Source organism: Microbacterium sp. NPDC080005, from assembly GCF_040702445.1.
GTDB classification, from domain to species: Bacteria; Actinomycetota; Actinomycetes; order Actinomycetales; family Microbacteriaceae; genus Microbacterium; species Microbacterium oleivorans_D.
This window is the reverse complement of record NZ_JBFBLD010000002.1, coordinates 1205551-1228647: the sequence shown is the minus strand read 5'-3', so window position 1 is coordinate 1228647 and position 23097 is coordinate 1205551. Positions and strand designations below refer to the sequence as shown.

18 protein-coding genes are annotated in these 23097 nt (G+C 69.4%); 1 reads left to right on the top strand and 17 read right to left on the bottom strand.

The window, feature by feature from the left end:
• Window positions 1-5: 5 nt before the first annotated feature.
• From AB0259_RS12700 to AB0259_RS12650, 11 genes are all read right to left on the bottom strand, one after another.
• The gene (locus AB0259_RS12700) at window positions 6-974 is read right to left on the bottom strand and encodes a glycosyltransferase family 1 protein (protein WP_366222914.1); all 969 of its coding nucleotides are present in this window, start codon (window positions 972-974) and stop codon (window positions 6-8) included.
• On the bottom strand, window positions 971-2062 hold the full coding sequence (locus AB0259_RS12695; protein WP_366222913.1) for a glycosyltransferase: 1092 nt from the start codon (window positions 2060-2062) through the stop codon (window positions 971-973). Before AB0259_RS12695 ends, AB0259_RS12700 begins: the two co-directional genes overlap by 4 nt.
• A 124-nt stretch (window positions 2063-2186) precedes the next feature.
• A complete protein-coding gene (locus tag AB0259_RS12690) occupies window positions 2187-2402 on the bottom strand; it encodes an Rv0909 family putative TA system antitoxin (RefSeq protein ID WP_248170028.1) in 216 nt (71 codons plus the stop codon).
• Window positions 2403-2538: 136 nt separating this feature from the next.
• Window positions 2539-3732: an elongation factor Tu gene (tuf, locus tag AB0259_RS12685; protein ID WP_251581760.1), complete on the bottom strand. Its 1194-nt coding sequence runs from the start codon at window positions 3730-3732 to the stop codon at window positions 2539-2541.
• 147 nt (window positions 3733-3879) lie between these two features.
• Entirely contained in the window at window positions 3880-5994 is a 2115-nt protein-coding gene (fusA, locus tag AB0259_RS12680; protein WP_308210394.1) for an elongation factor G, read from the bottom strand.
• Between the two features lie 77 nt (window positions 5995-6071).
• The gene (gene rpsG, locus AB0259_RS12675; RefSeq protein ID WP_018187368.1) at window positions 6072-6542 is read right to left on the bottom strand and encodes a 30S ribosomal protein S7; all 471 of its coding nucleotides are present in this window, start codon (window positions 6540-6542) and stop codon (window positions 6072-6074) included.
• A 5-nt stretch (window positions 6543-6547) separates the two neighbouring features.
• Complete coding sequence (rpsL, locus tag AB0259_RS12670; RefSeq protein ID WP_018171438.1) at window positions 6548-6916, bottom strand: 30S ribosomal protein S12; 369 nt, start codon at window positions 6914-6916, stop codon at window positions 6548-6550.
• A 305-nt stretch (window positions 6917-7221) separates the two neighbouring features.
• The gene (locus AB0259_RS12665) at window positions 7222-8616 is read right to left on the bottom strand and encodes a DUF5684 domain-containing protein (RefSeq protein ID WP_366222912.1); all 1395 of its coding nucleotides are present in this window, start codon (window positions 8614-8616) and stop codon (window positions 7222-7224) included.
• A gap of 52 nt (window positions 8617-8668) precedes the next feature.
• Window positions 8669-9328, bottom strand: a complete 660-nt coding sequence (locus tag AB0259_RS12660) for a spermidine/putrescine ABC transporter substrate-binding protein (RefSeq protein ID WP_251581756.1) — start codon at window positions 9326-9328, stop codon at window positions 8669-8671.
• Between the two features lie 63 nt (window positions 9329-9391).
• Window positions 9392-9859 (bottom strand): hypothetical protein, encoded by a 468-nt coding sequence (locus AB0259_RS12655; RefSeq protein ID WP_366222911.1) that lies wholly within the window; start codon window positions 9857-9859, stop codon window positions 9392-9394.
• Between the two features lie 16 nt (window positions 9860-9875).
• On the bottom strand, window positions 9876-10970 hold the full coding sequence (locus AB0259_RS12650) for an ABC transporter (protein ID WP_366222910.1): 1095 nt from the start codon (window positions 10968-10970) through the stop codon (window positions 9876-9878).
• A gap of 129 nt (window positions 10971-11099) precedes the next feature.
• Between AB0259_RS12650 and AB0259_RS12645 the strand changes: the two genes are divergently transcribed.
• Window positions 11100-11708 (top strand): hypothetical protein, encoded by a 609-nt coding sequence (locus AB0259_RS12645; protein ID WP_366222909.1) that lies wholly within the window; start codon window positions 11100-11102, stop codon window positions 11706-11708.
• A gap of 4 nt (window positions 11709-11712) precedes the next feature.
• Here the strand turns inward: AB0259_RS12645 and AB0259_RS12640 are convergent, their stop codons facing one another.
• From AB0259_RS12640 to AB0259_RS12615, 6 genes are all read right to left on the bottom strand, one after another.
• On the bottom strand, window positions 11713-12306 hold the full coding sequence (locus tag AB0259_RS12640) for a hypothetical protein (protein ID WP_366222908.1): 594 nt from the start codon (window positions 12304-12306) through the stop codon (window positions 11713-11715).
• A 100-nt stretch (window positions 12307-12406) separates the two neighbouring features.
• On the bottom strand, window positions 12407-16282 hold the full coding sequence (rpoC, locus tag AB0259_RS12635; RefSeq protein ID WP_251581746.1) for a DNA-directed RNA polymerase subunit beta': 3876 nt from the start codon (window positions 16280-16282) through the stop codon (window positions 12407-12409).
• A 41-nt stretch (window positions 16283-16323) separates the two neighbouring features.
• The gene (locus AB0259_RS12630) at window positions 16324-19821 is read right to left on the bottom strand and encodes a DNA-directed RNA polymerase subunit beta (RefSeq protein ID WP_251581738.1); all 3498 of its coding nucleotides are present in this window, start codon (window positions 19819-19821) and stop codon (window positions 16324-16326) included.
• 257 nt (window positions 19822-20078) lie between these two features.
• On the bottom strand, window positions 20079-20684 hold the full coding sequence (locus AB0259_RS12625; protein ID WP_251581729.1) for a hypothetical protein: 606 nt from the start codon (window positions 20682-20684) through the stop codon (window positions 20079-20081).
• A 27-nt stretch (window positions 20685-20711) separates the two neighbouring features.
• On the bottom strand, window positions 20712-22250 hold the full coding sequence (locus AB0259_RS12620) for a 5-oxoprolinase/urea amidolyase family protein (protein ID WP_366222907.1): 1539 nt from the start codon (window positions 22248-22250) through the stop codon (window positions 20712-20714).
• Window positions 22244-22999: a 5-oxoprolinase subunit PxpA gene (locus tag AB0259_RS12615; protein WP_366222906.1), complete on the bottom strand. Its 756-nt coding sequence runs from the start codon at window positions 22997-22999 to the stop codon at window positions 22244-22246. Before AB0259_RS12615 ends, AB0259_RS12620 begins: the two co-directional genes overlap by 7 nt.
• Window positions 23000-23097: the final 98 nt, after the last annotated feature.

Below are 23097 nucleotides of genomic sequence, written 5' to 3'. Positions count from 1 at the left end.
GGACGTCAGCCCAGCGCCTCCGAGAGGGTCGCGCCCACGATGCGCGCCGTCCGGTCCCAGTCGTAGACACCGGCGGGGGCGGAAACCGTCCGGGGCGACTCGATCGCCTCGACCATCGCAACCGCCCACTCCTGCGCGTCGTGCGCATCCCCGAGGGACCAGCCGCGCCCCGCCACGATCTCGGCGACGGCGCGGCATCCGCCCCAGTGGATCACGGGCGTTCCGCTCGCCACAGATTCGAGCGCGGGCAGGCCGAACCCCTCCAGGAGCGACGGCATCACGGTCGCCGCCGCACCGCGGTACAACTCGGCGAGGCGCTCGTCGTCCACCCCCGTGAGGACGTCGACCCGCGAGGAGATCCCTGCCGCCGCGGCCAGACCCCGCACCTCGTCCGCCTCGCCCTCGGGAACGACGGTGCGCAGACGCACGCCCGGAGCCACGGCGACGCCGCGCAGCACAACACCGAGATTCTTGTGCGCCCGAGTGTTCCCCACGAAGAGGACATAGCGATCGGATGCCGCTTCGCTCGCCCCCTCGGGCGTGAACACCGCCGAACAGCCGTTGCCCGCGTTGACGACACGCACGGTGTCGTCCCGCAGCCAGGCTCGGATCGCCTCGGCCGACGTCTCGGACACGGTGAGGACGATCCCCGCCCGGCGCACCACCCGGCGCACCGGCCCGTTGTAGTAGGCGAAGAACTTCGCCCGCCCCGGCCAGTCCGTCTGCAGCTGGATGAGGTCGTGCACCGTGAGCACCTGCCGTGGCGCGCGCAGCAGCGCGCCATACCCGGGCGAATAGACGACGTCGGCCTCGCCGAGCCCGGGCAGACTCCGGAACGCATCGAAGGGCGCGTAGGGCGTGCCGGTGAGAGACAGACCCCGCCACGGCAGCTCAAGGCGACCGAGCACCTCCCGGGCGTACCGCCCGATCCCGTGCGCGCCGCGGTACCGGTCATCGACGAGCAGGCGGCTCATCGGGTCTCCCGTGCGACCCACGCGGCGATCTCCGCCTCGAAGACGGATCGGTCGAATTCGTAGGCGCGCCGCACGCACGCGGAAGGGTCGGCGGCGGCAGCGCGCTCCACGGCGGCCGCGAGCTCCGGCGCCGTCCACTCGCGCACCAGCGCCCCGGTCACACCGTCGACGACGCTCTCGGCCACTCCGCCGACGGCGTTTCCGACGACGGGTGTCCCCGTCGCCATCGCCTCGACGGGCATGATGCCGAAGTCCTCGACCGCGGGAAACACGAGCGCGACGGCAGCACGGTACAGCGCGGCGAGCAGCGTCGACGACGGATCGCGCACGATCGTGACGGGGTGGCCGCGGTCATCTGCGTACGCGCGCAGCCGCGCCTCGTCGGCCCCGCCGCCGGCGAGGACGACCGGCAGGCCCGACGCGATGCCGGCATCGATCACCAGCTCGAGCCGCTTGTACGGCACGAACCGCGAGACGCCCAGCAGGAAGTCGTCCGGCAGTGTCGTGATCACCGCGTGCGTCTGGTCCGTCGCGACCGCCTCGGCGAAGCGCGCCACGTCGATCGGCGGATGGATGACCGTGGATTCACGGTCCCATGCCCACCCGACGCGCTCCGCGATGAAGGCGCTGTTCGCAGCGATGGCGACGGGCTCGGCCGCCCGCCGGCGGTCCAGCGGCTTCAGCAGCGCCGATGCCGCCCGTGCGGCGACCCCCTGACCCCGTCCGTCGAGCTCGGGCGCCCAGATGTACCGTGCGGGGGTGTGCGTGTACACGAGCTTCGGCGCATCGCCCGCGGGCCCGCCGAAGCGCGCGTGATGCGCGAACAGGTGGCTGCTGGACAGGACCCAGTCCGCGTCCCGCTCCGGCAGCATCCGCCACGCGAACGGCATGAGCGGAAGCGCAGCGGCCTTGCGACCCTTGAGCGGGGTGCGCGCGAGCACGGTCTCCTCGACGCCGTCGAACCGTCCCCCGCTCTCGTTCCACAAGCACCAGCGCTCCGCGTCGGAGAACACGTCGCCCAGCACGGCGAAGACGTTCTCGGAACCACCCCGGGGCGAGAGCCACTCGTGGACGAGGATGCCGCTCACGATGCGACCCGCTTCACCTGCGTCATCCGATCCTCACCGTCCGACGATCATTCTGTCAGACGCGCCACCACCGGCCGGGCACAGCAGAGGGCCGGATGCGACCTGCATCCGACCCTCGCCGGTGTCACTCGTTCCCGATGCGCCGATCCACGTTGTCGCGGACCTCGTCGACCTTCGCGTCGACCGAGTCCGGGGCGACCTTCTTCACGAACTCGGCGGCGGCGTCGAGGACCTTGTCACTCACGTCCTCGGCCTTGTCCGACTTCAGGTTGCGGTCGATCTCCTCCTTGTGCTGCTCGAGGAACTGCTTGCCCTTGTTGACCACGTCGTCGATTCCCATGGGATTCCTTCCGTCTCGGACCGCGGCGGCCGCGGCGCGGTCAGTTTAGGACCGCCCTGCCCCGACCGCACCCCCTTGCGGAACGACGAAGGGGCCGGGCCCGAAGGCCCGACCCCTGTCGGTGAGTCCGAAGGACTTACTTGAGGATCTTGGTGACGGTACCGGCACCGACGGTGCGGCCACCCTCACGGATCGCGAAGCCGAGGCCGTCCTCCATGGCGATGGGCTGGATGAGCTCCACCGTCATGTCCGTGGTGTCACCGGGCATGACCATCTCGGTGCCCTCGGGCAGCGTGATGACGCCGGTGACGTCCGTGGTACGGAAGTAGAACTGCGGGCGGTAGTTCGTGTAGAAGGGGTTGTGACGGCCACCCTCCTCCTTCGAGAGGATGTAGGCAGTGCCCTCGAAGTTGGTGTGCGGCGTAACCGAACCCGGCTTCACGACGACCTGGCCACGCTCGACGTCGTCGCGCTTGAGACCACGGAGGAGCAGACCACAGTTCTCGCCGGCCCAGGCCTCGTCGAGCTGCTTGTGGAACATCTCGATACCCGTGACCGTGGTCTTCTGCGTCGGGCGGATGCCGACGATCTCGACCTCGGAGTTGATGGCGAGGGTGCCACGCTCGGCGCGACCGGTGACGACCGTGCCACGACCGGTGATCGTGAAGACGTCCTCGATCGGCATGAGGAAGGGCTTGTCCTTGTCGCGGACCGGGTCGGGGATCGACTCGTCAGCGGCGTCCATCAGGTCGAGGATCGACTGGACCCACTGCTCGTCGCCCTCGAGAGCCTTGAGGCCCGAGACGCGGACGACCGGAGCGTCGTCGCCGGGGAAGCCCTGGCTCGACAGCAGCTCGCGGACCTCGAGCTCGACGAGCTCCAGGATCTCCTCGTCGTCAACCATGTCGGACTTGTTCAGCGCGACCATCAGGTACGGAACGCCGACCTGCTTGGCGAGCAGCACGTGCTCACGCGTCTGAGCCATCGGGCCGTCGGTGGCGGCGACCACGAGGATGGCGCCGTCCATCTGGGCAGCACCGGTGATCATGTTCTTGATGTAGTCAGCGTGACCCGGGGCGTCGACGTGTGCGTAGTGACGCTTCGGGGTCTCGTACTCGACGTGCGAGATGTTGATCGTGATACCACGCTGACGCTCTTCGGGAGCCGAGTCGATCGACGCGAAGTCACGCTGCACGTTGGTGGCCGACGGGAACTTGTCGGCGAGCACCTTCGAGATGGCAGCGGTGAGCGTGGTCTTGCCGTGGTCGACGTGACCGATCGTTCCGATGTTGACGTGCGGCTTGGTCCGCTCGAACTTGGCCTTGGCCACTGGGTCCTCCTCAGGACTGTCGTGTAGTCATCCGGGCGCTGGATTGCGACCGGGTTTCTACGGGGATGTTGTCAGTGTAGTTGACGTGACGATATTCAGTTTGGGCGGATGCCGAGGGCCGGGCCCCCGGCATCCGAAGAACGAGTGTTACTCGCCCTTGGTCTTCTGGACGATCTCGTCGGCCACCGCGCGGGGGACCTCGGAGTAGCTGTCGAACTCCATCGCGTAGACCGCGCGGCCCGAGGTCTTCGAGCGCAGGTCACCGATGTAGCCGAACATCTCCGACAGGGGGACGAGGGCGCGGACGATCTTGATACCCGCACCGTCCTCCATCGACTGGATCTGGCCACGACGCGAGTTCAGGTCGCCGATGACGTCGCCCATGTACTCCTCAGGAGTACGGACCTCGACGGCCATCAGCGGCTCGAGCAGCACGGGGCTGGCCTTGCGGACAGCCTCCTTGAAGCCCATGGAGCCCGCGATCTTGAACGCCATCTCGGACGAGTCGACGTCGTGCGAGGCACCGTCCATGAGGATCGCCTTCACGCCCACCATGGGGAAGCCGGCGAGCACACCGACCTGCATGGCGTCCTGGAAGCCCTGGTTGGTCGGCTCGATGTACTCGCGCGGGATGCGGCCACCGGTGACCTTGTTCTCGAACTCGTACGTCTTGTCGGCCGTGACCTCGAGGGGCTCGAGCGCGAACTGGATCTTCGCGAACTGACCCGAACCACCGGTCTGCTTCTTGTGCGTGTAGTCGTAGCGCTCGACGGTCTTCTTGATCGTCTCGCGGTACGCGACCTGCGGCTTGCCGACGTTCGCCTCGACGCGGAACTCGCGCTTCATGCGGTCGACGAGGATGTCGAGGTGCAGCTCGCCCATGCCCTTGATGACGGTCTGACCCGTCTCGGGGTTGAGCTCGGTGCGGAACGTCGGGTCCTCTTCGGCGAGCTTCTGGATGGCGACACCCAGCTTCTCCTGGTCGGCCTTCGTCTTCGGCTCGATGGCGACCTCGATGACGGGCTCGGGGAAGGTCATCGACTCGAGGACGACGGGCTCGTTCGGGTCGGCCAGGGTGTCACCGGTGGTGGTGTCCTTCAGGCCGATGACCGCGTAGATGTTGCCCGCGGTGACCGCGTCGACCGGGTTCTCCTTGTTGGCGTGCATCTGGAAGATCTTCCCGATGCGCTCCTTCTTGCCCTTAGTCGAGTTGATGACCTGCGCACCCGAGTCGAGCTGACCCGAGTAGACGCGGATGTAGGTGAGGCGACCGAAGAACGGGTGCACCGCGACCTTGAACGCGAGCGCGGCGAAGGGGTCGTTGGCGTCGGGGTGACGCTCGATGACCTTCTCCTCGTCCTTCGGGTCGTGCGCCTCGATGGCGGGCACGTCGAGGGGCGACGGCAGGTAGTCGACGACCGCGTCGAGCATGGGCTGGACACCGCGGTTCTTGAACGCGGAGCCGCAGAGCACCGGGTAGAGCTCGCCGGCGACGGTCATCTTGCGGATGGCGCCCTTGATCTCGGCGATCGTGAGCTCCTCACCGCCGAAGAACTTCTCGAGGAGCTCCTCGTCGCTCTCGGCGACGGTCTCCAGCAGCTGCTGACGGTACTCCTCGGCGCGGTCCTTGAGGTCGGCGGGGATCTCCTGGACCTCGTACTTGGCGCCCATGGTCACGTCACCCTTGGCGTCGCCGGGCCAGACCAGTGCGCGCATCTCGACGAGGTCGATGACGCCGACGAAGTCGTTCTCGGCGCCGATGGGCAGCTGCAGCACGAGCGGCTTCGCGCCCAGGCGCTTCACGATGGTGTCGACGGTGAAGTAGAAGTCGGCGCCCAGCTTGTCCATCTTGTTGACGAAGCAGATGCGGGGGACGTCGTACTTGTCCGCCTGACGCCACACGGTCTCGGACTGGGGCTCGACGCCCTCCTTGCCGTCGAAGACGGCGACCGCGCCGTCGAGCACGCGGAGCGAGCGCTCCACCTCGACCGTGAAGTCGACGTGCCCGGGGGTGTCGATGATGTTGATCTGGTTCTTGTTCCAGAAGCAGGTCACGGCGGCGGACGTGATCGTGATGCCGCGCTCCTTCTCCTGCTCCATCCAGTCGGTGGTCGAGGCGCCGTCGTGGGTTTCGCCCAGCTTGTGGTTGACACCCGTGTAGAAGAGGATGCGCTCGGTCGTCGTCGTCTTGCCGGCATCGATGTGCGCCATGATGCCGATGTTGCGGACCTTGTTGAGGTCGGTGAGCACTTCTTGTGCCACGGGGTGTCCTTACGTGTAGTGACGGATGTCGCGGGGCGACCGGCCGGGGGTGACCCGGCCGGTCGCCGAGGTGCTGATTACCAGCGGTAGTGCGCGAAGGCGCGGTTCGACTCGGCCATCTTGTGGGTGTCCTCGCGGCGCTTCACCGCGGCACCGAGGCCGTTCGAGGCATCCAGGATCTCGTTCTGGAGGCGCTCGGTCATGGTCTTCTCACGGCGACCCTTCGCGTACGAGACGAGCCAGCGCAGCGCGAGCGTGTTCGCGCGGTGCGGCTTGACCTCGACGGGAACCTGGTAGGTCGAGCCACCGACGCGGCGGCTCTTGACCTCGAGGGTGGGGCGGACGTTGTCGAGCGCCTTCTTGAGCGTCGCGACGGCGTCCTGGCCGTTCTTCGCCTCGACGCCCTTGAGGGCGTTGTAGACGATGGCCTCGGCGATCGACTTCTTGCCGTCGACGAGGATCTTGTTCACCAGCTGGGTGACGATCGGAGCACCGTAGACCGGGTCGTTGACGACGACGCGGCGGGGTGCGGGTCCCTTGCGAGGCATCTAACTCAACCCTTCTTCGCGCCGTAGCGGCTGCGAGCCTGCTTACGGTTCTTGACGGCCTGGGTGTCCAGGGCGCCACGGACGATCTTGTAACGCACACCGGGGAGGTCCTTCACACGACCGCCGCGGACGAGCACCAGCGAGTGCTCCTGCAGGTTGTGGCCCTCACCGGGGATGTAGGCGGTGACCTCGGTCCCGTTGCGGAGCTTCACACGGGCGACCTTGCGCATGGCCGAGTTCGGCTTCTTGGGCGTGGTCGTGTACACGCGGGTGCAGACACCCGCCTGCTGCGGGTTCGCCTTCAGGGCGGGCGCCTTGGTCTTCGAGACCTTGGGCGAGCGACCCTTGCGAACCAACTGCTGAATGGTTGGCACGTTCTCTCCTTGTCGATCTGCGCGCGGCTCTCGCCTCGCACAGGTGCTGCACGGTGACAGCGTTCGTGGTTTCACCACAGATCCATCGGCACGCCGCGACCGCGACGAACGGGAGTGATGGATATGCCGTGGGGGTGGCCTGTTCGCAGGCCCTGTCCCTGGTGCGCTCGCCTCGCCTGTCCCGTGCCGGGGCACGTCGCATGGCGCGCGTGTGCGCACACCCGATCAATAATACGCGGGATGACGAAGGTGGGTCAAACGAGGGCGGACTTCACCGCGACTGCTCAGGTGCGCGACCGGACCGGTCAGGAACCGGCCTCCGTCCGCTGCAATCGGAGTGCCGCGTCGCCGAGGAGGAATCGCTCGGCGACCTCCGCCTCGCCCCCCTGCTCGACCTCGACGTCCGCGCCGAGCGCGTTCGGCAGCAGGATGCCGTTGGTCGAGCCCAGGTCGGTGATGCGCCAGGTCTCGCCCCGCCGCTCGAGTCGCGCGTGCGTCTTCGACACGGTGCGGGTCGGGTCGGCGATGGCGAGCAGCTGGGCGCCCGGCCGTGCACGGTCGGCGACCGGGTTCCGCCCCAGGATGACGACGTCCGACGAGAGCGACGCGCTGCTGCCGTCGGGGAGCACGAGCTCCCACCGGGCGTGACCGCGGCGCACGACGACCGTGCGCTCGAGATCCTCGTCCCATGACGCTGCCGCCGCCTCGCGGTTCTCCCTTTCCTGCGCAGAGACCGACGACGTCGCGGAGACGGGGGCGCCCGCCGCGGGCGAGCCGGGCACCGCCGACACCTCGCCGGTCAGCTCGGGGAAGACGTCCTTCTCGTCGCGCTCGGCGCCGACGGCGGGTGGGCGCAGTCGGGTGACGGGCGCCTCCTCCCGGCCCGGGACGGAGGAGATGATGCCCGGCGCGGCGGCGATCGGCGGGCTGACGTCGTACGGCGCGGCGTGGGGCGGGAAGGGCACCTGCGACGAGGGGTCGGCTGCGTCCCGCGGGGCGCCCCAGCCCGACGTGGAACGCAGCGTCGGCGTGGGCGCGGTCGGATCGGGCTGCTCCTCGGCGCGCGTCGACGCCACGGGGGTGGCGGCCGGCTCCCCGGTGGCCCCGGCCGCAGCGGGCTCCGGCGCCCACGGCTGCGGTGCGACGGACGCCGCCGGTGCCGGTGCGTTCCGGGACGCGGAGTCGTCCGTCGCCGTCGGCTCCACCCCCGGGAGGGGCGGTGGCGGGAGCGGCGCCCCGAAGTCCGGCGCGAGGGACCCGAACGGGGCGTACGGCGGCGACGCGGGGCGCGCCGTCGGGTCGATGCGCAGGTGCGCGGGCCGAGCGCCGCGCCAGTCCGCCGGTCCGAAGCCGACGATCGTGGCCCACACCGGGAAGAGCAGGGCGCCCACGACCGTCATCCCCCCGCCGTAGCCGAAGCCCGGATTGATCCGGTGCACCGTCAGGATGAGGAGTACCCACACCGCGACCGTGCCCGGCCCCGGGATCAGCGCGAGGAGGACGAGCCACATCGAGAAGCCGCCCCAGCGGAGCAGGATGGCGATGTTGAGGAAAGGGACCCACGCCCGCCACGGCTCTTCGCCCATCTTCCGGAACGCGGCGGACAGCGCCAGCGCGACCCAGACGTAGACCGCGACACCGAGGATGACGGCGAGGAGTCCGAGGACGACACCCGCGCCGCTGTCGACACCCGTGATCATCCCCCCACCCTAAGCGAGCACGCCCGGCGGCTCCCGGTGGGATGACGACGCGTCACACCCCGGGCAGCCCGTCACCCTGGTCGAAGGGGGCGTCGAGCGATCGGGTCAACTCGTCGAGGAGCGCGGCGATCTGCGGTTCCACGTACTGTGCGACCGCGGTCTGGATTCGCAGCCGGTGTCGCAGCAGGATCGTGCACACCTCGCGGCCGACCATGCTCGCGTACTCGTCCGCAAGACGCACCTCCTGTCGCAGAGCCGCCTTCGCATCCTCGGTGAGGGGCGGAAGAGCGGGCACCTCGGCATCCGCTTCATCCGCCATCCCGGCGATCGTGAACAGGAAGGGGGCGCCCGGGACCGGGTCGGGGTCCATCGGGAGCCCGTCGAACTCGGGTTCGAGCCCCTCGGCGGGGCGATAGGTCCGCGAGCGATTGCGATCGGCCTGCTGGTCGAGCTCCGTCTGCAGCATCGGGAGGTTGCGCGCCGTGTAGTGGGCGACGGCATTGTCGACGATCGTCTTGATCCGTGTCGAGAGGCCGTGCTGCACGCCGTGCGGGACGTCGGAGCCGAGCCCGGCAGCGGAGAGCACGGGCGAACCGAGGCAGCGCCGGCAGGGGGCGACCCGTCCGCGGTGCGTCGCGGGCTCCCAGCGCGGCAGCCAGCGCAACCAGGCGTCGACGGCCTGGCTCACCTGCGTCTCGAGCGAGCGCTCCACGGCTCCATTGTCGCGGAGATCCCCGCCGATCGGGGCATTTCGGAGGTACCGGATGCCGCCGCGTCAGCCGTCCTCGTCCTCGCGCTCCCACGGCCACTCGGGTCGGCTCGCGCGGGTGCGACCGAGCGCGATCCCCGCCCACGCCGCCGCTGCGGCCGTCACCGCGAGCACGAACGCGTACCAGGAGAGCGCGACATCGCCCGCCGATCCCACCGCGAGCGCCGGGTCGGCGCCGGTGAGGACGCCGCCCAGCACGACCCCCAGGAGGTAGGCGGCGACCGTCGCGACCATGACCCAGACGGCCCCGAGGTAGCGCGCCCGGCGGATCGCACCGTAGACCGTCACGGCGAAGACGACGGCGGACAGCAGCATGGCCGCGATGCCGGCGCCCTGCCCCAGTGCCGGCTCCGCCAGCACGTCGGTGTCGGTCAGCAGGCTCGTGAAACCGAACCCGCAGATCGCGAGCGCCGCGAAGCCGATCGTCGCGAAGAACGCGGCGATCGGCGGGGCGACGCCCTCGGACGGCGACATCGGTCGCGCGGGACCGTCAGTACTGGTGCAGCTGAGGGCCGGCCTCGAGGGTCCGCTCGTACTCGCGCTGCGCCTCGTCGTTCAGCTCGGTCACACGGCGGCCTCGGCGGGCCACCCAGGCACCGAACCACACCGTGATCTCGCGCCCCAGGACGAAGGCGATGACCGCGAGCGGGGCGAGCAGCTGCTCGCTCACGATCTGCCCGGCCTGCGAGGGGGCGATCGACCAGAACGGGGCCTGGAACAGCTGGCCGAGGAGGTGTCCACCGTATGCCGCGGCACCGACGAGGAGTCCGAAGACCACCCACAGACCCCAGCGACCGCGGTTGATGAAGGCACCGAGGATCCAGAAGCCGAGGAAGAACACGGCGACCGGCACCCAGAACGCCCACGTGGTGAGGATGTCGAGGGTCCGCTGCCCCAGCTCCGCCACCGCGATCGGCTCGCTGAGGGCGGCCAGTCCGAGCGTCGCGGCCAGGTAGAGGACGGCGAAGACGACGGCGGCGACGAGACCGATGGCGCCGGCCGCTCCACGGTTGCCACGCGGACGCGGGGCTTCGGGAGCCTGCACGAAGATCGGCTGCTGGGAGTAGACAGCGGTCGGCGCGGCGGCCGCGGCGGGCTCACTGGAGGTGACGGTCGTCGGGGTCTGGTCGGTGTGCGTGTACGCGGCCGTGGCAACGGCGGGAGCTGCAGCCGTGGCGGCGGGAGCCGCGGCGGGCTCCGGCGTCTCATCCTGGTGAGCGGGCGCGTCGACGACCTCCGTGTCGGCTGTGGCCGAGGACTCGGGGGCGGACTCCGTCGCGGCCGGGCGATACAGCGGCTCGCCGCCCGCGGCGGACGCCGTGACGGGCGCGTCGGGCTCGCCGTACTTGCCGTAGTCGATCGAGAGATCCGACCCGCGATCGCTCGCGGTGAAGTCGATGTCGCCGCGCGGGCGGTCGTCGGTGGTGCGCGAGGCGGCCTCCGCCTCGGCGAGGCTGTCGTTGGCGCTGCCCACCACGTGGTCGACGTCACGGGGCTCGCTGCCGGCCGTGGGCTCCTCGACAGGCTCACCGTAGGCAGGCTCGCGCGTCTGTTCGTTCCGCTCGCCGAACTGGGGGTCGCTCATGGCGGTGTCACTCCTCACGCGGGGCGTGCGCCACCGCTCCAGCGAGCGTATCCTCGGCGCCCACGCGTGTCCGGGAGGCGCCCCGACGTGTCTCGACGTCGCGTGCGCCACCCGACGTATCGTGGACGCATGACGAGCCGACGGCACCGGACCCGCCGCGCGCTCGTGGGCGCAGTCGCCGGGGTCGCCCTCGCGTGCGGTATGGCTGCATGCGCACCGGAGCCCGACACCCTCCCGCCCGCGCCGACCGACGCGGCATCCGGAACACCCACCCCCACCGTCACCCCGGTCTCGATCGCGGAGTTCCCGTTCGGGCCGTCGAGGTCGACCACTCCGCTGCCGAAGGACTGCGACAGCATTCTGACCCCTGACATCCTCGACACCCTGCAGGGGATCCCGCTCAACGCTGCGGGCATGGGCGGCGGTATCCGTCCCGACAGCAGCCGCGTGTGCGTCTGGGCCGACCCCGGTTCGAGCCGGACCAGCCTGGTCACCGTGGTGGGCTACTCCCCCGAACGCGAGGCACGGGACGCGCTCTACCTGCTCGGGGTCGAGAGCGGCTACACCTGCTACGAGCCGGACGAGGGGCTGCGCTGCGAGAAGAGCAGCACGGACGAATTGGGACTCCCGGTGGGACGCACCGTCTACTGGCGCGACGGCGTCGCCATCGACACGCAGTACTCGAACCTCGCGCCCCAGGGTTACACGGCGGCGATCGTCCAGTCGATCTGGGGCTGAGCTCTCAGCCTGCGCGGGACCAGACGGCGGAGGCGACGCCGTCCGCGTAACGGGTCGGGTGCCACGCCTGCTGCGACGTCGAGACCCACCGGCCGCCGCCGGCCTCGATCGTCTCGAGAAGGTCGCCGTCGGTGCGGGAGCAGCGGACCCGGTCACCCTCGGGACCGCACTCGAATCCGAGCGGCGGGAGCGCAGCCGTCGCGATGGCCCCGGCATCCGGAGGCACCGTCGCGACCGTCGTGGAGATCTCTCCTCGCCCAGAGGTCCAGGTGCAGGTGACGATCACCTGCGGCTCGAGGGCGGCGACGAGGTCCGAGGCCGTCGACACCGGCGCATCCGTCGAGGCGACCATCTCGGCACCCTCCGTCCAGCGCAGACCCGCCCACGCCGCCTCGTTGTAGAGGTCGCGACAGCCGAGAGGTGCCGAAGTCGGAGCAGCGGATGCCGTGGGTTGCGGCACACCGGCCGCCGCGGCGATCCACCGCGACGCAGCCGGGAACATCGGCACGGCGAGGACCAGCAGCGTCACGACGATCGCCGCGCTCACCACGCCGACGAACCACGCGAAGCCGGCGTTGCGCCCTCCCACCCGTGCCATGCGTCCCAGGGTAGCGGCCTCCGGCTCCCTGCCCCGCGGATACGACGCCGAAGGCCCCCGGGGGATCCCGGGGGCCTTCGGTCAGACGATCACACCTCGATCAGTTATAGCTGCCGGGGGTGAAGTCGTCGGTCGAGAAGCTGTCGAAGTCGACGTAGCTCAGGTCGGCGTCGCTGTACGCGCCGTCCGAGGCGAAGATGCGGTTGGGGTACCGCTCGCTCTTGGCCTCCTCCGTCGCCTCGACCACGACGTTGCGGTACTTCGCAAGGCCGGTGCCGGCGGGGATGAGCTTTCCGATGATGACGTTCTCCTTGAGGCCGACGAGCGGGTCGCTCTTGCCCTCCATGGCCGCCTGCGTGAGGACGCGGGTGGTCTCCTGGAACGATGCGGCCGACAGCCACGACTCCGTCGCGAGCGACGCCTTCGTGATACCCATCAGCTCGGGGCGACCCGAGGCGGGACGCTTGCCCGCCGCGACGGCCTCGCGGTTCATCTGCTGGTAGCGCTTGAAGTCCACCAGCTCACCGGGCAGCAGGTCCGTCTCGCCGTGGTCGACGACCGTGACCTTGCGCAGCATCTGGCGCACGATGACCTCGATGTGCTTGTCGTGGATCGGCACACCCTGCGAGCGGTACACGCCCTGCACGCCGCCGACGAGGTACTTCTGCACCTCGCGGGCACCCTGCACGCGCATGACCTCCTTGGGGTCGAGCGTTCCGACCTGCAGCGGCTGACCGACCACGACACGCTGGCCGTCCTCGACGAGGAGGGTGGCGCGCTTGAGGACCGGGTAGACGTGCGGCTCGTCGCCGTTGTCCGGGGTCAGGATGACCTTCTTGGCCTTCTCGGTCTCATCGATCTTGATGACACCGTCGGCCTCGGCGATCGGGGACGCACCCTTGGGGGTACGAGCCTCGAACAGCTCCTGGACACGGGGCAGACCCTGGGTGATGTCGTCCGCCGATGCCGAACCACCGGTGTGGAACGTACGCATCGTCAGCTGGGTACCGGGCTCACCGATCGACTGGGCGGCGATGATGCCGACGGCCTCACCGATGTCGACGAGCTTGCCGCTGGCCAGCGAACGGCCGTAGCACTTGGCGCACACACCGACGGCCGAGTCACACGTCAGGACCGAGCGCACCTTGATGCTCTCGATGCCACCAGCGACCAGCTTGTCGATGAGAACGTCACCCACGTCGTCGCCGGCCTCGGCCAGGACGGTGCCCTGCGCGTCGACGACGTCGGCGGCGAGGGTGCGGGCGAACACCGAGTTCTCGACGTTGGCGTCACGCACGAGCGTGCCGTCGGCGCCGGGAGCGGCGATCGTGAACTCGAGGCCCTTGGTCGTGCCGCAGTCCTCTTCACGGATGATGACATCCTGCGAGACGTCCACGAGACGACGCGTGAGGTAACCCGAGTCGGCCGTACGGAGGGCCGTGTCGGCCAGACCCTTACGGGCACCGTGCGTCGCGATGAAGTACTCCGCCACCGACAGACCCTCGCGGTACGAGGAGATGATCGGACGGGGGATGATCTCACCCTTGGGGTTGTTCACCAGGCCTCGCATACCCGCGATGTTGCGGATCTGCAGCCAGTTACCACGGGCACCCGAGCTCACCATGCGGTTGATGGTGTTGTCGGACGGGAAGTTGTCCCGCATCGCCTTCTGGACCTCGTCGGTCGCCTCGGTCCAGATCTTGATGAGCTCCTGACGACGCTCGGCGTCGGTGGTGAGACCCTTCTCGAACTGACCCTGGACCTTCGCGGCCTGCTTCTCGTAGGCGGCGACGATCTCCTTCTTGTTCGGCGGCGTGAGGACGTCGCTGAGGGCGACGGTCACACCCGAACGGGTGGCCCAGTAGAAGCCGGCGTCCTTGATCCGGTCGAGGGATGCCGCGACCTCGGTCTTCGGGTACTCCTCGGCCAGCTTGTTGACGATCTGCGACAGCTTGCCCTTGTCGGCCTGCTCGCGGACGAACGGGTAGCCCTTGGGGAGCGTGTCGTTGAAGATCGCCTGACCCAGCGAGGCGTCCACGAGGCCGTGGCGCTCGTAGCCCTCGGGGGCTTCGCCCTCGAGGAACGTCAGGCCGGGGACGCGGATGCGGACCTTGGCCTGCAGGTCGAGGGTGCCCTCGTCCTTAGCCAGGATCGCCTCGCCGACGGAGCCGAACACGCGACCCTCACCGGCAGCACCCTCCTTGATCGTCGTCAGGTGGTGCAGACCGATGATCATGTCCTGCGAAGGCAGGGTCACCGGGCGGCCGTCCGACGGCTTGAGGATGTTGTTCGAGGCGAGCATCAGCACGCGGGCCTCGGCCTGAGCCTCGACCGAGAGCGGCAGGTGCACGGCCATCTGGTCACCGTCGAAGTCCGCGTTGAAGGCGGCGCAGACGAGCGGGTGGAGCTGGATGGCCTTGCCCTCGACGAGCTGCGGCTCGAACGCCTGGATGCCGAGACGGTGCAGCGTGGGCGCACGGTTCAGCAGCACGGGGCGCTCGCGGATGATCTCCTCGAGCACGTCCCAGACCTCGGGACGGGTGCGCTCGACGGCGCGCTTGGCGGCCTTGATGTTCTGCGAGTGACCGAGGTCGATGAGGCGCTTGATCACGAACGGCTTGAAGAGCTCCAGGGCCATCTGCTTGGGCAGACCGCACTGGTGCAGCTTCAGCTGCGGGCCGACGATGATGACCGAACGGCCCGAGTAGTCGACGCGCTTGCCGAGCAGGTTCTGGCGGAAGCGACCCTGCTTACCCTTCAGCATGTCGCTGAGGGACTTCAGGGCGCGGTTGCCGGTACCGGTAACGGGACGACCGCGGCGGCCGTTGTCGAACAGGGCGTCGACGGCCTCCTGCAGCATCCGCTTCTCGTTGTTGACGATGATCTCGGGGGCACCGAGGTCGATCAGTCGACGGAGACGGTTGTTGCGGTTGATCACGCGACGGTACAGGTCGTTCAGGTCGGAGGTGGCGAAACGGCCACCGTCGAGCTGGACCATCGGGCGCAGCTCCGGCGGGATGACCGGGACGACGTCCAGGACCATCGACGCCGGGCTCATGCCCGTCGACAGGAACGAGTTGACGACCTTGAGGCGCTTGATCGCACGGATCTTGCGCTGGCCCTTGCCCTCGGAGATCTGCAGGTGCAGCGAATCCGCCTCGGCGGCCAGGTCGAACGCCTCGAGACGACGCTTGATCGACTCGGCGCCCATGTAGGCCTCGAAGTACTGGCCGAAGCGGTCCTGCAGCTCCTGGAAGATGTCGTCTTCCTGCTTGAGCTGACCGACCTCGAGGTTGCGGAACTCGTCCCACATCCGCTCGAGCTTGGCGACCTGCTCGTCGCCGCGCTTGCGGATGGTGGCCATCTCCTTCTCGGCGGCGTCCTTGGCCTTCTTCTTCTGGTCGGCCTTGGCTCCCTCCGCCTCGAGGGCGGCGAGCTCGTCTTCCAGCTTCTGCAGGCGGTCGGCGACGCGGGCGTCACGACGGTCGGCGATGTTCTTGATCTCGAGACGGAGGTTCGCCTCGTGGGTCGGAAGGTCGCGGTGGCGTGCGTCCTCGTCGACCGAGATCACCATGTAGGCGGCGAAGTAGATGACCTTCTCGAGGTCCTTCGGCGCCATGTCCAGCAGGTAGCCGAGGCGCGAGGGGACGCCCTTGAAGTACCAGATGTGGGTGACGGGGGCGGCGAGCTCGATGTGGCCCATGCGCTCACGGCGGACGGAGGACTTGGTGACCTCCACGCCGCAGCGCTCGCAGACGATGCCCTTGAAGCGGACGCGCTTGTACTTGCCGCAAGCGCACTCCCAGTCGCGGGACGGTCCGAAGATCTGCTCTCCGAAGAGGCCGTCCTTCTCGGGCTTCAGGGTGCGGTAGTTGATGGTCTCAGGCTTCTTGACCTCGCCGAAGGACCAACGACGGATGTCGTCGGCGGTGGCGAGACCGATACGAAGCTGATCGAAGGTGTGTGACTCGAGCACTGATTCTCCTGTGTCGGAATTCTGTTCGTTGCCGGTGCGGGTCAGATCTCGTCGATCGACGTCGACTCGAACCGGGTGGAGATGTTGATGCCGAGCTCCTCCGCTGCGCGGAAGGCCTCGTCGTCACTGTCACGCAGGTTGACCTCGGTGCCGTCGGCCGAGAGGACCTCGACGTTCAGGCAGAGGGACTGCATCTCCTTCATGAGGACCTTGAACGACTCCGGGATGCCGGGCTCCTGGATGTTCTCGCCCTTGACGATGGCTTCGTAGACCTTGACGCGGCCCACGATGTCGTCGGACTTGATCGTCAGCAGCTCCTGCAGCGCGTAGGCGGCGCCGTAGGCCTCGAGCGCCCAGACCTCCATCTCACCGAAGCGCTGGCCACCGAACTGGGCCTTACCGCCGAGCGGCTGCTGGGTGATCATCGAGTAGGGACCCGTCGAGCGTGCGTGGATCTTGTCGTCGACAAGGTGGTGCAGCTTCAGGATGTACATGTAGCCGACCGAGATCGGAGCCGGGAAGGGCTCACCGGAACGGCCGTCGAACAGCTTCGCCTTGCCGGAGCTGTCGATGAGACGCTCTCCGTCACGGGTCAGGTTCGTGGAGTCGAGCAGACCTGCGATCTCCTCCTCGAACGCGCCGTCGAACACCGGGGTGGCGACCTTCGTGCCGGGAGCGGCCTCGCGAGCCTGCTCGGGGAGCTTCGCAGCCCACTCCGGCGACCCTTCGACCTTCCAGCCCTGCTTCGCGACCCAGCCGAGGTGGGTCTCGAGGACCTGACCGAAGTTCATTCGACCGGGGATGCCGAGCGGGTTCAGCACGACGTCGACCGGGGTGCCGTCGGCGAGGAAGGGCATGTCCTCGACGGGCAGGATCTTCGCGATGACACCCTTGTTGCCGTGACGGCCGGCGAGCTTGTCACCCGCGGTGATCTTGCGCTTCTGGGCGATGTAGACCACGACACGGCGGTTGACACCCGAGCCGAGCTCGTCGTCGCCGTCCTCGGCGTTGAACTCCTTGACGGCGATGATCGTGCCCTGCTCGCCGTGGGGCACCTTCAGCGAGGTGTCACGGACTTCGCGGCTCTTCTCGTTGAAGATCGCGCGGAGCAGACGCTCCTCGGCCGACAGCTCGGTCTCACCCTTGGGCGTGACCTTGCCGACGAGGATGTCGCCGGGGCGCACCTCGGCACCGATGCGGATGATGCCGCGCTCGTCGAGGTCCTTCAGCAGGTCGGGGCTGACGTTCGGGAGGTCACGGGTGATCTCCTCCTTGCCGAGCTTGGTGTCGCGCGCGTCGACCTCGTACTCCTCGATGTGGATCGAGGAGAGGGTGTCGTTCTTGACGAGCTCCTGGCTGAGGATGATGGCGTCCTCGAAGTTGTGACCCTCCCATGTCATGAACGCGACGAGGAGGTTCTTGCCGAGCGCGAGCTCGCCGTCCTCGGTGGCGGGGCCGTCCGCGATGACCTCGCCGACCTCGACGCGGTCGCCGGCCGAGACCACGACACGCTGGTTGTACGAGGTGCCCTGGTTGGAGCGGTCGAACTTACGCAGGAAGTAGTCCTGCGTGCCACCCTCGTCGAGCTGCACGGTGACGACGTCGGCCGAGACCTCGGAGACGACACCGGCCTTCTCGGCGGTGATGACGTCACCCGCGTCGATGGCGGCGTAGCCCTCCATACCGGTACCGACGATCGGCGACTCGCTGCGCAGCAGCGGGACGGCCTGACGCTGCATGTTCGCACCCATGAGGGCGCGGTTCGCGTCGTCGTGCTCGAGGAAGGGGATGAGCGAGGTCGCGACCGACACCATCTGGCGCGGCGAGACATCCATGTAGCCGATCTCGTCGACCGGGAACAGGTCGACCTCGCCACCCTGACCGCGGCGGGCGAGGATGCGGTCGTTGACGAACGTGCCGTCGGCGTTGAGCTCGACACCGGCCTGTGCGACGACGTAGTCGGCCTCTTCCGCGGCCGTCAGGTAGTCGATCTGGTCGGTGACCTTGTTGCCCACGACGCGGCGGTACGGCGTCTCGATGAAGCCGAACGCGTTGATGCGCGCGAACGAGGCGAGCGAACCGATGAGACCGATGTTCGGGCCTTCCGGCGTCTCGATCGGGCACATGCGGCCGTAGTGCGAGGGGTGGACGTCGCGGACCTCGACGCCGGCACGCTCACGCGAGAGACCACCGGGGCCGAGCGCCGAGAGGCGACGCTTGTGGGTCAGACCCGCGAGCGGGTTGTTCTGGTCCATGAACTGCGACAGCTGCGACGTTCCGAAGAACTCCTTGATCGCGGCCACGACGGGGCGGACGTTGATCAGGGTCTGCGGCGTGATCGCCTCGATGTCCTGAGTGGTCATGCGCTCGCGGACGACGCGCTCCATGCGGGACAGACCGGTGCGGACCTGGTTCTGGATGAGCTCGCCGACGGCACGGATGCGACGGTTGCCGAAGTTGTCGATGTCATCGACGTCCAGGCGGATCTCGGCGGCCTTGCCGCTGCGGACGCCGTCGTAGCTGACGTCGCCACGGTGCAGGCGGACGAGGTACTTGATCGTCGCGACGATGTCCTCGACGGTCAGGACCGAGTCGCTGAGCGGCTTGTCGATGCCGAGCTTCTGGTTGATCTTGTAGCGACCCACCTTGGCCAGGTCGTAGCGCTTCGGGTTGAAGTAGAAGTTGTCCAGCAGCGCGCGGGCGGCCTCGGCGGCGACCTGCTCGCCCGGACGGAGCTTGCGGTAGATGTCGCGGAGCGCGTCCTCCTTGGTGAGGATCGTGTCCTTCTCGAGGGTCTCCTCGATCGAGCTGAAGCCCGCGAACTCCTGCATGATGTCCTCGCTCGACAGGCCGAGGGCCTTGAGGAAGACGGTGACGGACTGCTTGCGCTTGCGGTCGATGCGCACGCCCACCTGGTCGCGCTTGTCGATCTCGAACTCGAGCCACGCACCACGGCTGGGGATGACGCGCGCCGAGACGATGTCCTTGTCGGAGGTCTTGTCGGGCGTCTTGTCGAAGTAGACACCGGGCGAGCGCACGAGCTGCGAGACGACGACGCGCTCGGTGCCGTTGATGATGAACGTGCCCTTGGCGGTCTGGAGCGGGAAGTCGCCCATGAAGACCGTCTGCGTCTTGATCTCACCCGTGAGGTGGTTCATGAACTCGGCCTCGACGTAGAGCGGGGCGGCGTAGGTCTTGCCGCGCTCCTTGCACTCCTCGATGGAGTACTTCTCGGGCTCGAGGTAGGGGTTCGTGAACGAGAGCTGCATCGTCTCGCCCAGGTCCTCGATCGGCGAGATCTCCTCGAAGATCTCCTCGAGGCCGCTGATCTCGGGCACATCGGTGCGGCCGGCGGCCTGCGCCTCGGCGACACGCGCCTTCCATGCCTCGTTGCCGACGAGCCAGTCGAACGACTCAGTCTGCAGCGCGAGAAGGTCGGGGACCGTCAGCGTGTCGGAGATCTTGGCGAACGAGAGGCGGGATGCCCCGCGGCCGTTCTTGGTGGTGGTGGTGGAAGTTGCGTTGCGCGCAGCAGCCAAGGGAATTACCTCCGTGAGCCCGGGAGGGCTGGTTTTCCTTGTCGTCAGGTGGAGTACTCCCGCATCCGACACCTGCGGCGCGCGCCGACGGGGACCGTCGGGGGCGCAGGCACAAGCCGACCACCATATGAGGGCAAGTAGAGGGGAGCGCAACTACCCACTATAGGACGCACGACGCGCCGTGTCCAGTCGGATCGTTGACGACTTTCGGATGCTGCGGTATAACCCAGGCGGTCAGGCTCCCTGCGCCGCAGCACTCACGTCCACTGCCAGGTCACGAGGACCGACAGCGCGAGCGCGTCGCGGTCCTCCTGCGACACCTCGACACTCGACGAGAACGTGACGATGTAGGTCTGCCCCGCATCGACGAGGTAGTACTGGTCGATGACGTAGGGGACCTCGCCCGTCGACACGGTCGCGGTCAGGTGCGCCGACTCCGACCCTGCGGCGGTCACCCGATCGAGCGCCCGCGCGTCGGTCGCTCCGGCGCCCTCGAGCTCGGCGATCCCGCTCTCCTCGACCTGGTCCGAGGTCACCTCACCACCGGGCGAGACGAGGATGTTGACGTTGTCGGGGTAGTCGTCCCCGTCGGTGAGGTCGGCGGCGAAGGTCGTCGGATCGAACCCGTCCGGCGCGCCGTCGGGGAATCCCCACCCCTCGGGCAGACGGAAGGTGTACTCGTCGGTCGCGACCTCGGTCCCGGTCGCGGGGGCGAATTCCACGGCATCCGTCTCCGGCGGCGCGACCGACTCCGACTCGGCGGGCGGTGCGGACTCGGGCGTGCAGCCGCTCAGTCCCAGCATCGACGCTCCGCTCAGTGCGGCGACGAGCGCGAGGGCGGCGGAGGCGCGACGGAAGAACATGGGGCCGACCCTACGCGCCGGCGACGATCACAGCCGAGGGCTTGCGCTCCGCAGTCGGAGATGCGATCCAGGGCGCGCCTGCGCCAGCGCCGCGCGCCCGGCCGCCGTCACGACACCGATCACGGGGTATCCGCCCGTCACCGGTCCGTCGGGTCCGAGGATCACCGGCAGACCGTCGGGCGGCACCTGGACGGCGCCCGGCAGCATGCCCTCGCTCGGGAGCTCCCGGCCGACGGCATCCGGTGTCCGTTCGAGCGGGGGTCCGTCGAGCCGGATGCCGACGCGGTCCGCGCGGGCTCCCACGACCCATCCCGTCTCGAGGAACGCACGTCGCGCCGCCGGCAGGAACCAGTCCGCACGCGGACCCGCGGCCACGGGGACGTCCAGGACGTCGGGCGGCGGGGTCCACGGCCACAGGTCGACGGGTGGGACCGGATGCCGCGCGGCATCCGCCGTCGCGATCTCGTCACCCGTGCGCAACGGCCGGGGACCGAGACCGGAGAGGGTGTCGGCGGCGATCGACCCGAGCACCCCGCGGCCCGCGAGTCCGCCGCGGACGGCGAGCACGGCGCGGACGCCGGCGCGGAACGCGCCGAGCGCGAGTTCTGCACCGGCGGGCCAGAGCACCGGCCGGTAGGGGTCGACCTCGCGACCCGCCACGTGGACGCTCCCCCAGGCTCCGGTGACCGCGATCCACACGTCGCGGAGGGCCGTCGCGCGGAATCCGCCCAGGGTGACCTCGACGGCGGCGGCGGCCGGCGCATTGCCGACGAGCCGGTTCGCCGCGGCCAGGGCCCGGCGGTCGGCGGCGCCCGAGAGCGACACACCCTCGGCGAGCGCGCCGGGACGACCGGCATCCTGCACCGTCGCGAGCGGACCCGGGTCCAGGACCATCGCCGCCGGCCGGCCGACCGGGGCGGCGCGGGGCGGGGTGACCCCGGGGTGGACGGCGTCCACGAGCCGGAAGCGCACGCGGGTCCCGGGGCGCAGCAGCGCGGGTCGCTCGGCGTGCGGGTCGAACAGCGGCGCGCCGGTCGTGCCGATGAGTTGCCAGCCGCCCGGGGTCTCGCGCGGGTAGGCGCCGGCGAACTCCCCCGCCAGCGCGACGGCGCCCCGCGGCACCCGCGTGCGGGGTGTCGCCCGGCGGGGGACGTCGAACCGCCAGTCCTCGCTCACGAGGTACCCGAATCCCGGAGCGAAGCCCGTGAAGGCGACGGTCCAGCGCGCGGCGAGGTGCCGGGCGATGAGCTCTTCGCGCGCCACCCCGAGGGCGGCTGCCGTCTCATCGAGGTCCGGGCCGTCGTAGACGACGGGGATCTCGACCTCGTCCGTCGCCGTGTCCCGCGCCGGGCGGCCCGCCGCATCCACGCCTTCCATCCACGCGCGTGCGGCGGCGAGCGGGAGGACGGCCGAGTCGAGGTGGACCAGCACCGTGCGGGCGGCCGGGACGAGATCCAGGACGCCGCGGGGTCGGGAGCGCACCAGGGCGTCGTGGACCTCGAGCACGTCGGCGAGCCCGTCGACCTCGGCGAGCAGCGCGCTGTCACCGAAGGGGCGGATCACCACGGCGCGCGCACCTCGACCCCCGCCGCGTCGAGCGCCGCCCGCACGGCACGCGCCATCGCGACCGAACCGGGGGTGTCCCCATGCAGGCAGAGGGATGCTGCGTCGACCTCGATGCTCGAGCCGTCGATCGCGACCACACCGCCGCCCGTCGCGAGCGTCACGGCGCGGGCGGCGACGACCTCGGCGTCGTGCAGGAGCGCGCCCTGCTCGGTGCGCGGTACGAGGGAGCCGGAGGCCAGGTAGCCGCGGTCGAGGAAGGCTTCGACGAAGAACGGGATGCCGCGGCTCGCGGCGGCCTGGGTGATCGCCCCCGGCATCCCGAGCATCGGCAGCGTGCGCCCGAGGTCCGCGGCGACGTCCGCGACGGCGGCCGCGACGGCGCCCGCCGCCCCGGGTTCGGCGGAGACCGCGTGGTAGAGCGCCCCGTGTGGTTTGACATAGCGCAGGTCGGCACCGACCCCCACCAGGGCGGCGATCTGGTCCCGCACCTGGGTGCGGAGGATCGCCGGCGGGACGGCGAGCGCCACCCGCCCGAACCCGGCACGGTCGACGAAAGAGGGGTGCGCCCCGACCGCGACACCCTGCTCGGCCGCGCGGCGGACGGCGTCCGTCATCGACGGGACGTCGCCGGCGTGGCCGCCGCACGCGACGGACGCACTCGAGACCACGGCGAACATCGCCTCGTCGTCGGCGGTCGGGACGCCGTCGACGGTCTCACCGAGGTCCGCGTTGAGGTCGATCGCCGCCATGAGGCAACGGTACCGGCGTCGTTCCATGAACAGCGGGCGAAGGATCCGTCAAGCGCTGGTCGCGCCCGCACGGGGAAACATAACGTCGGGATGTCGCC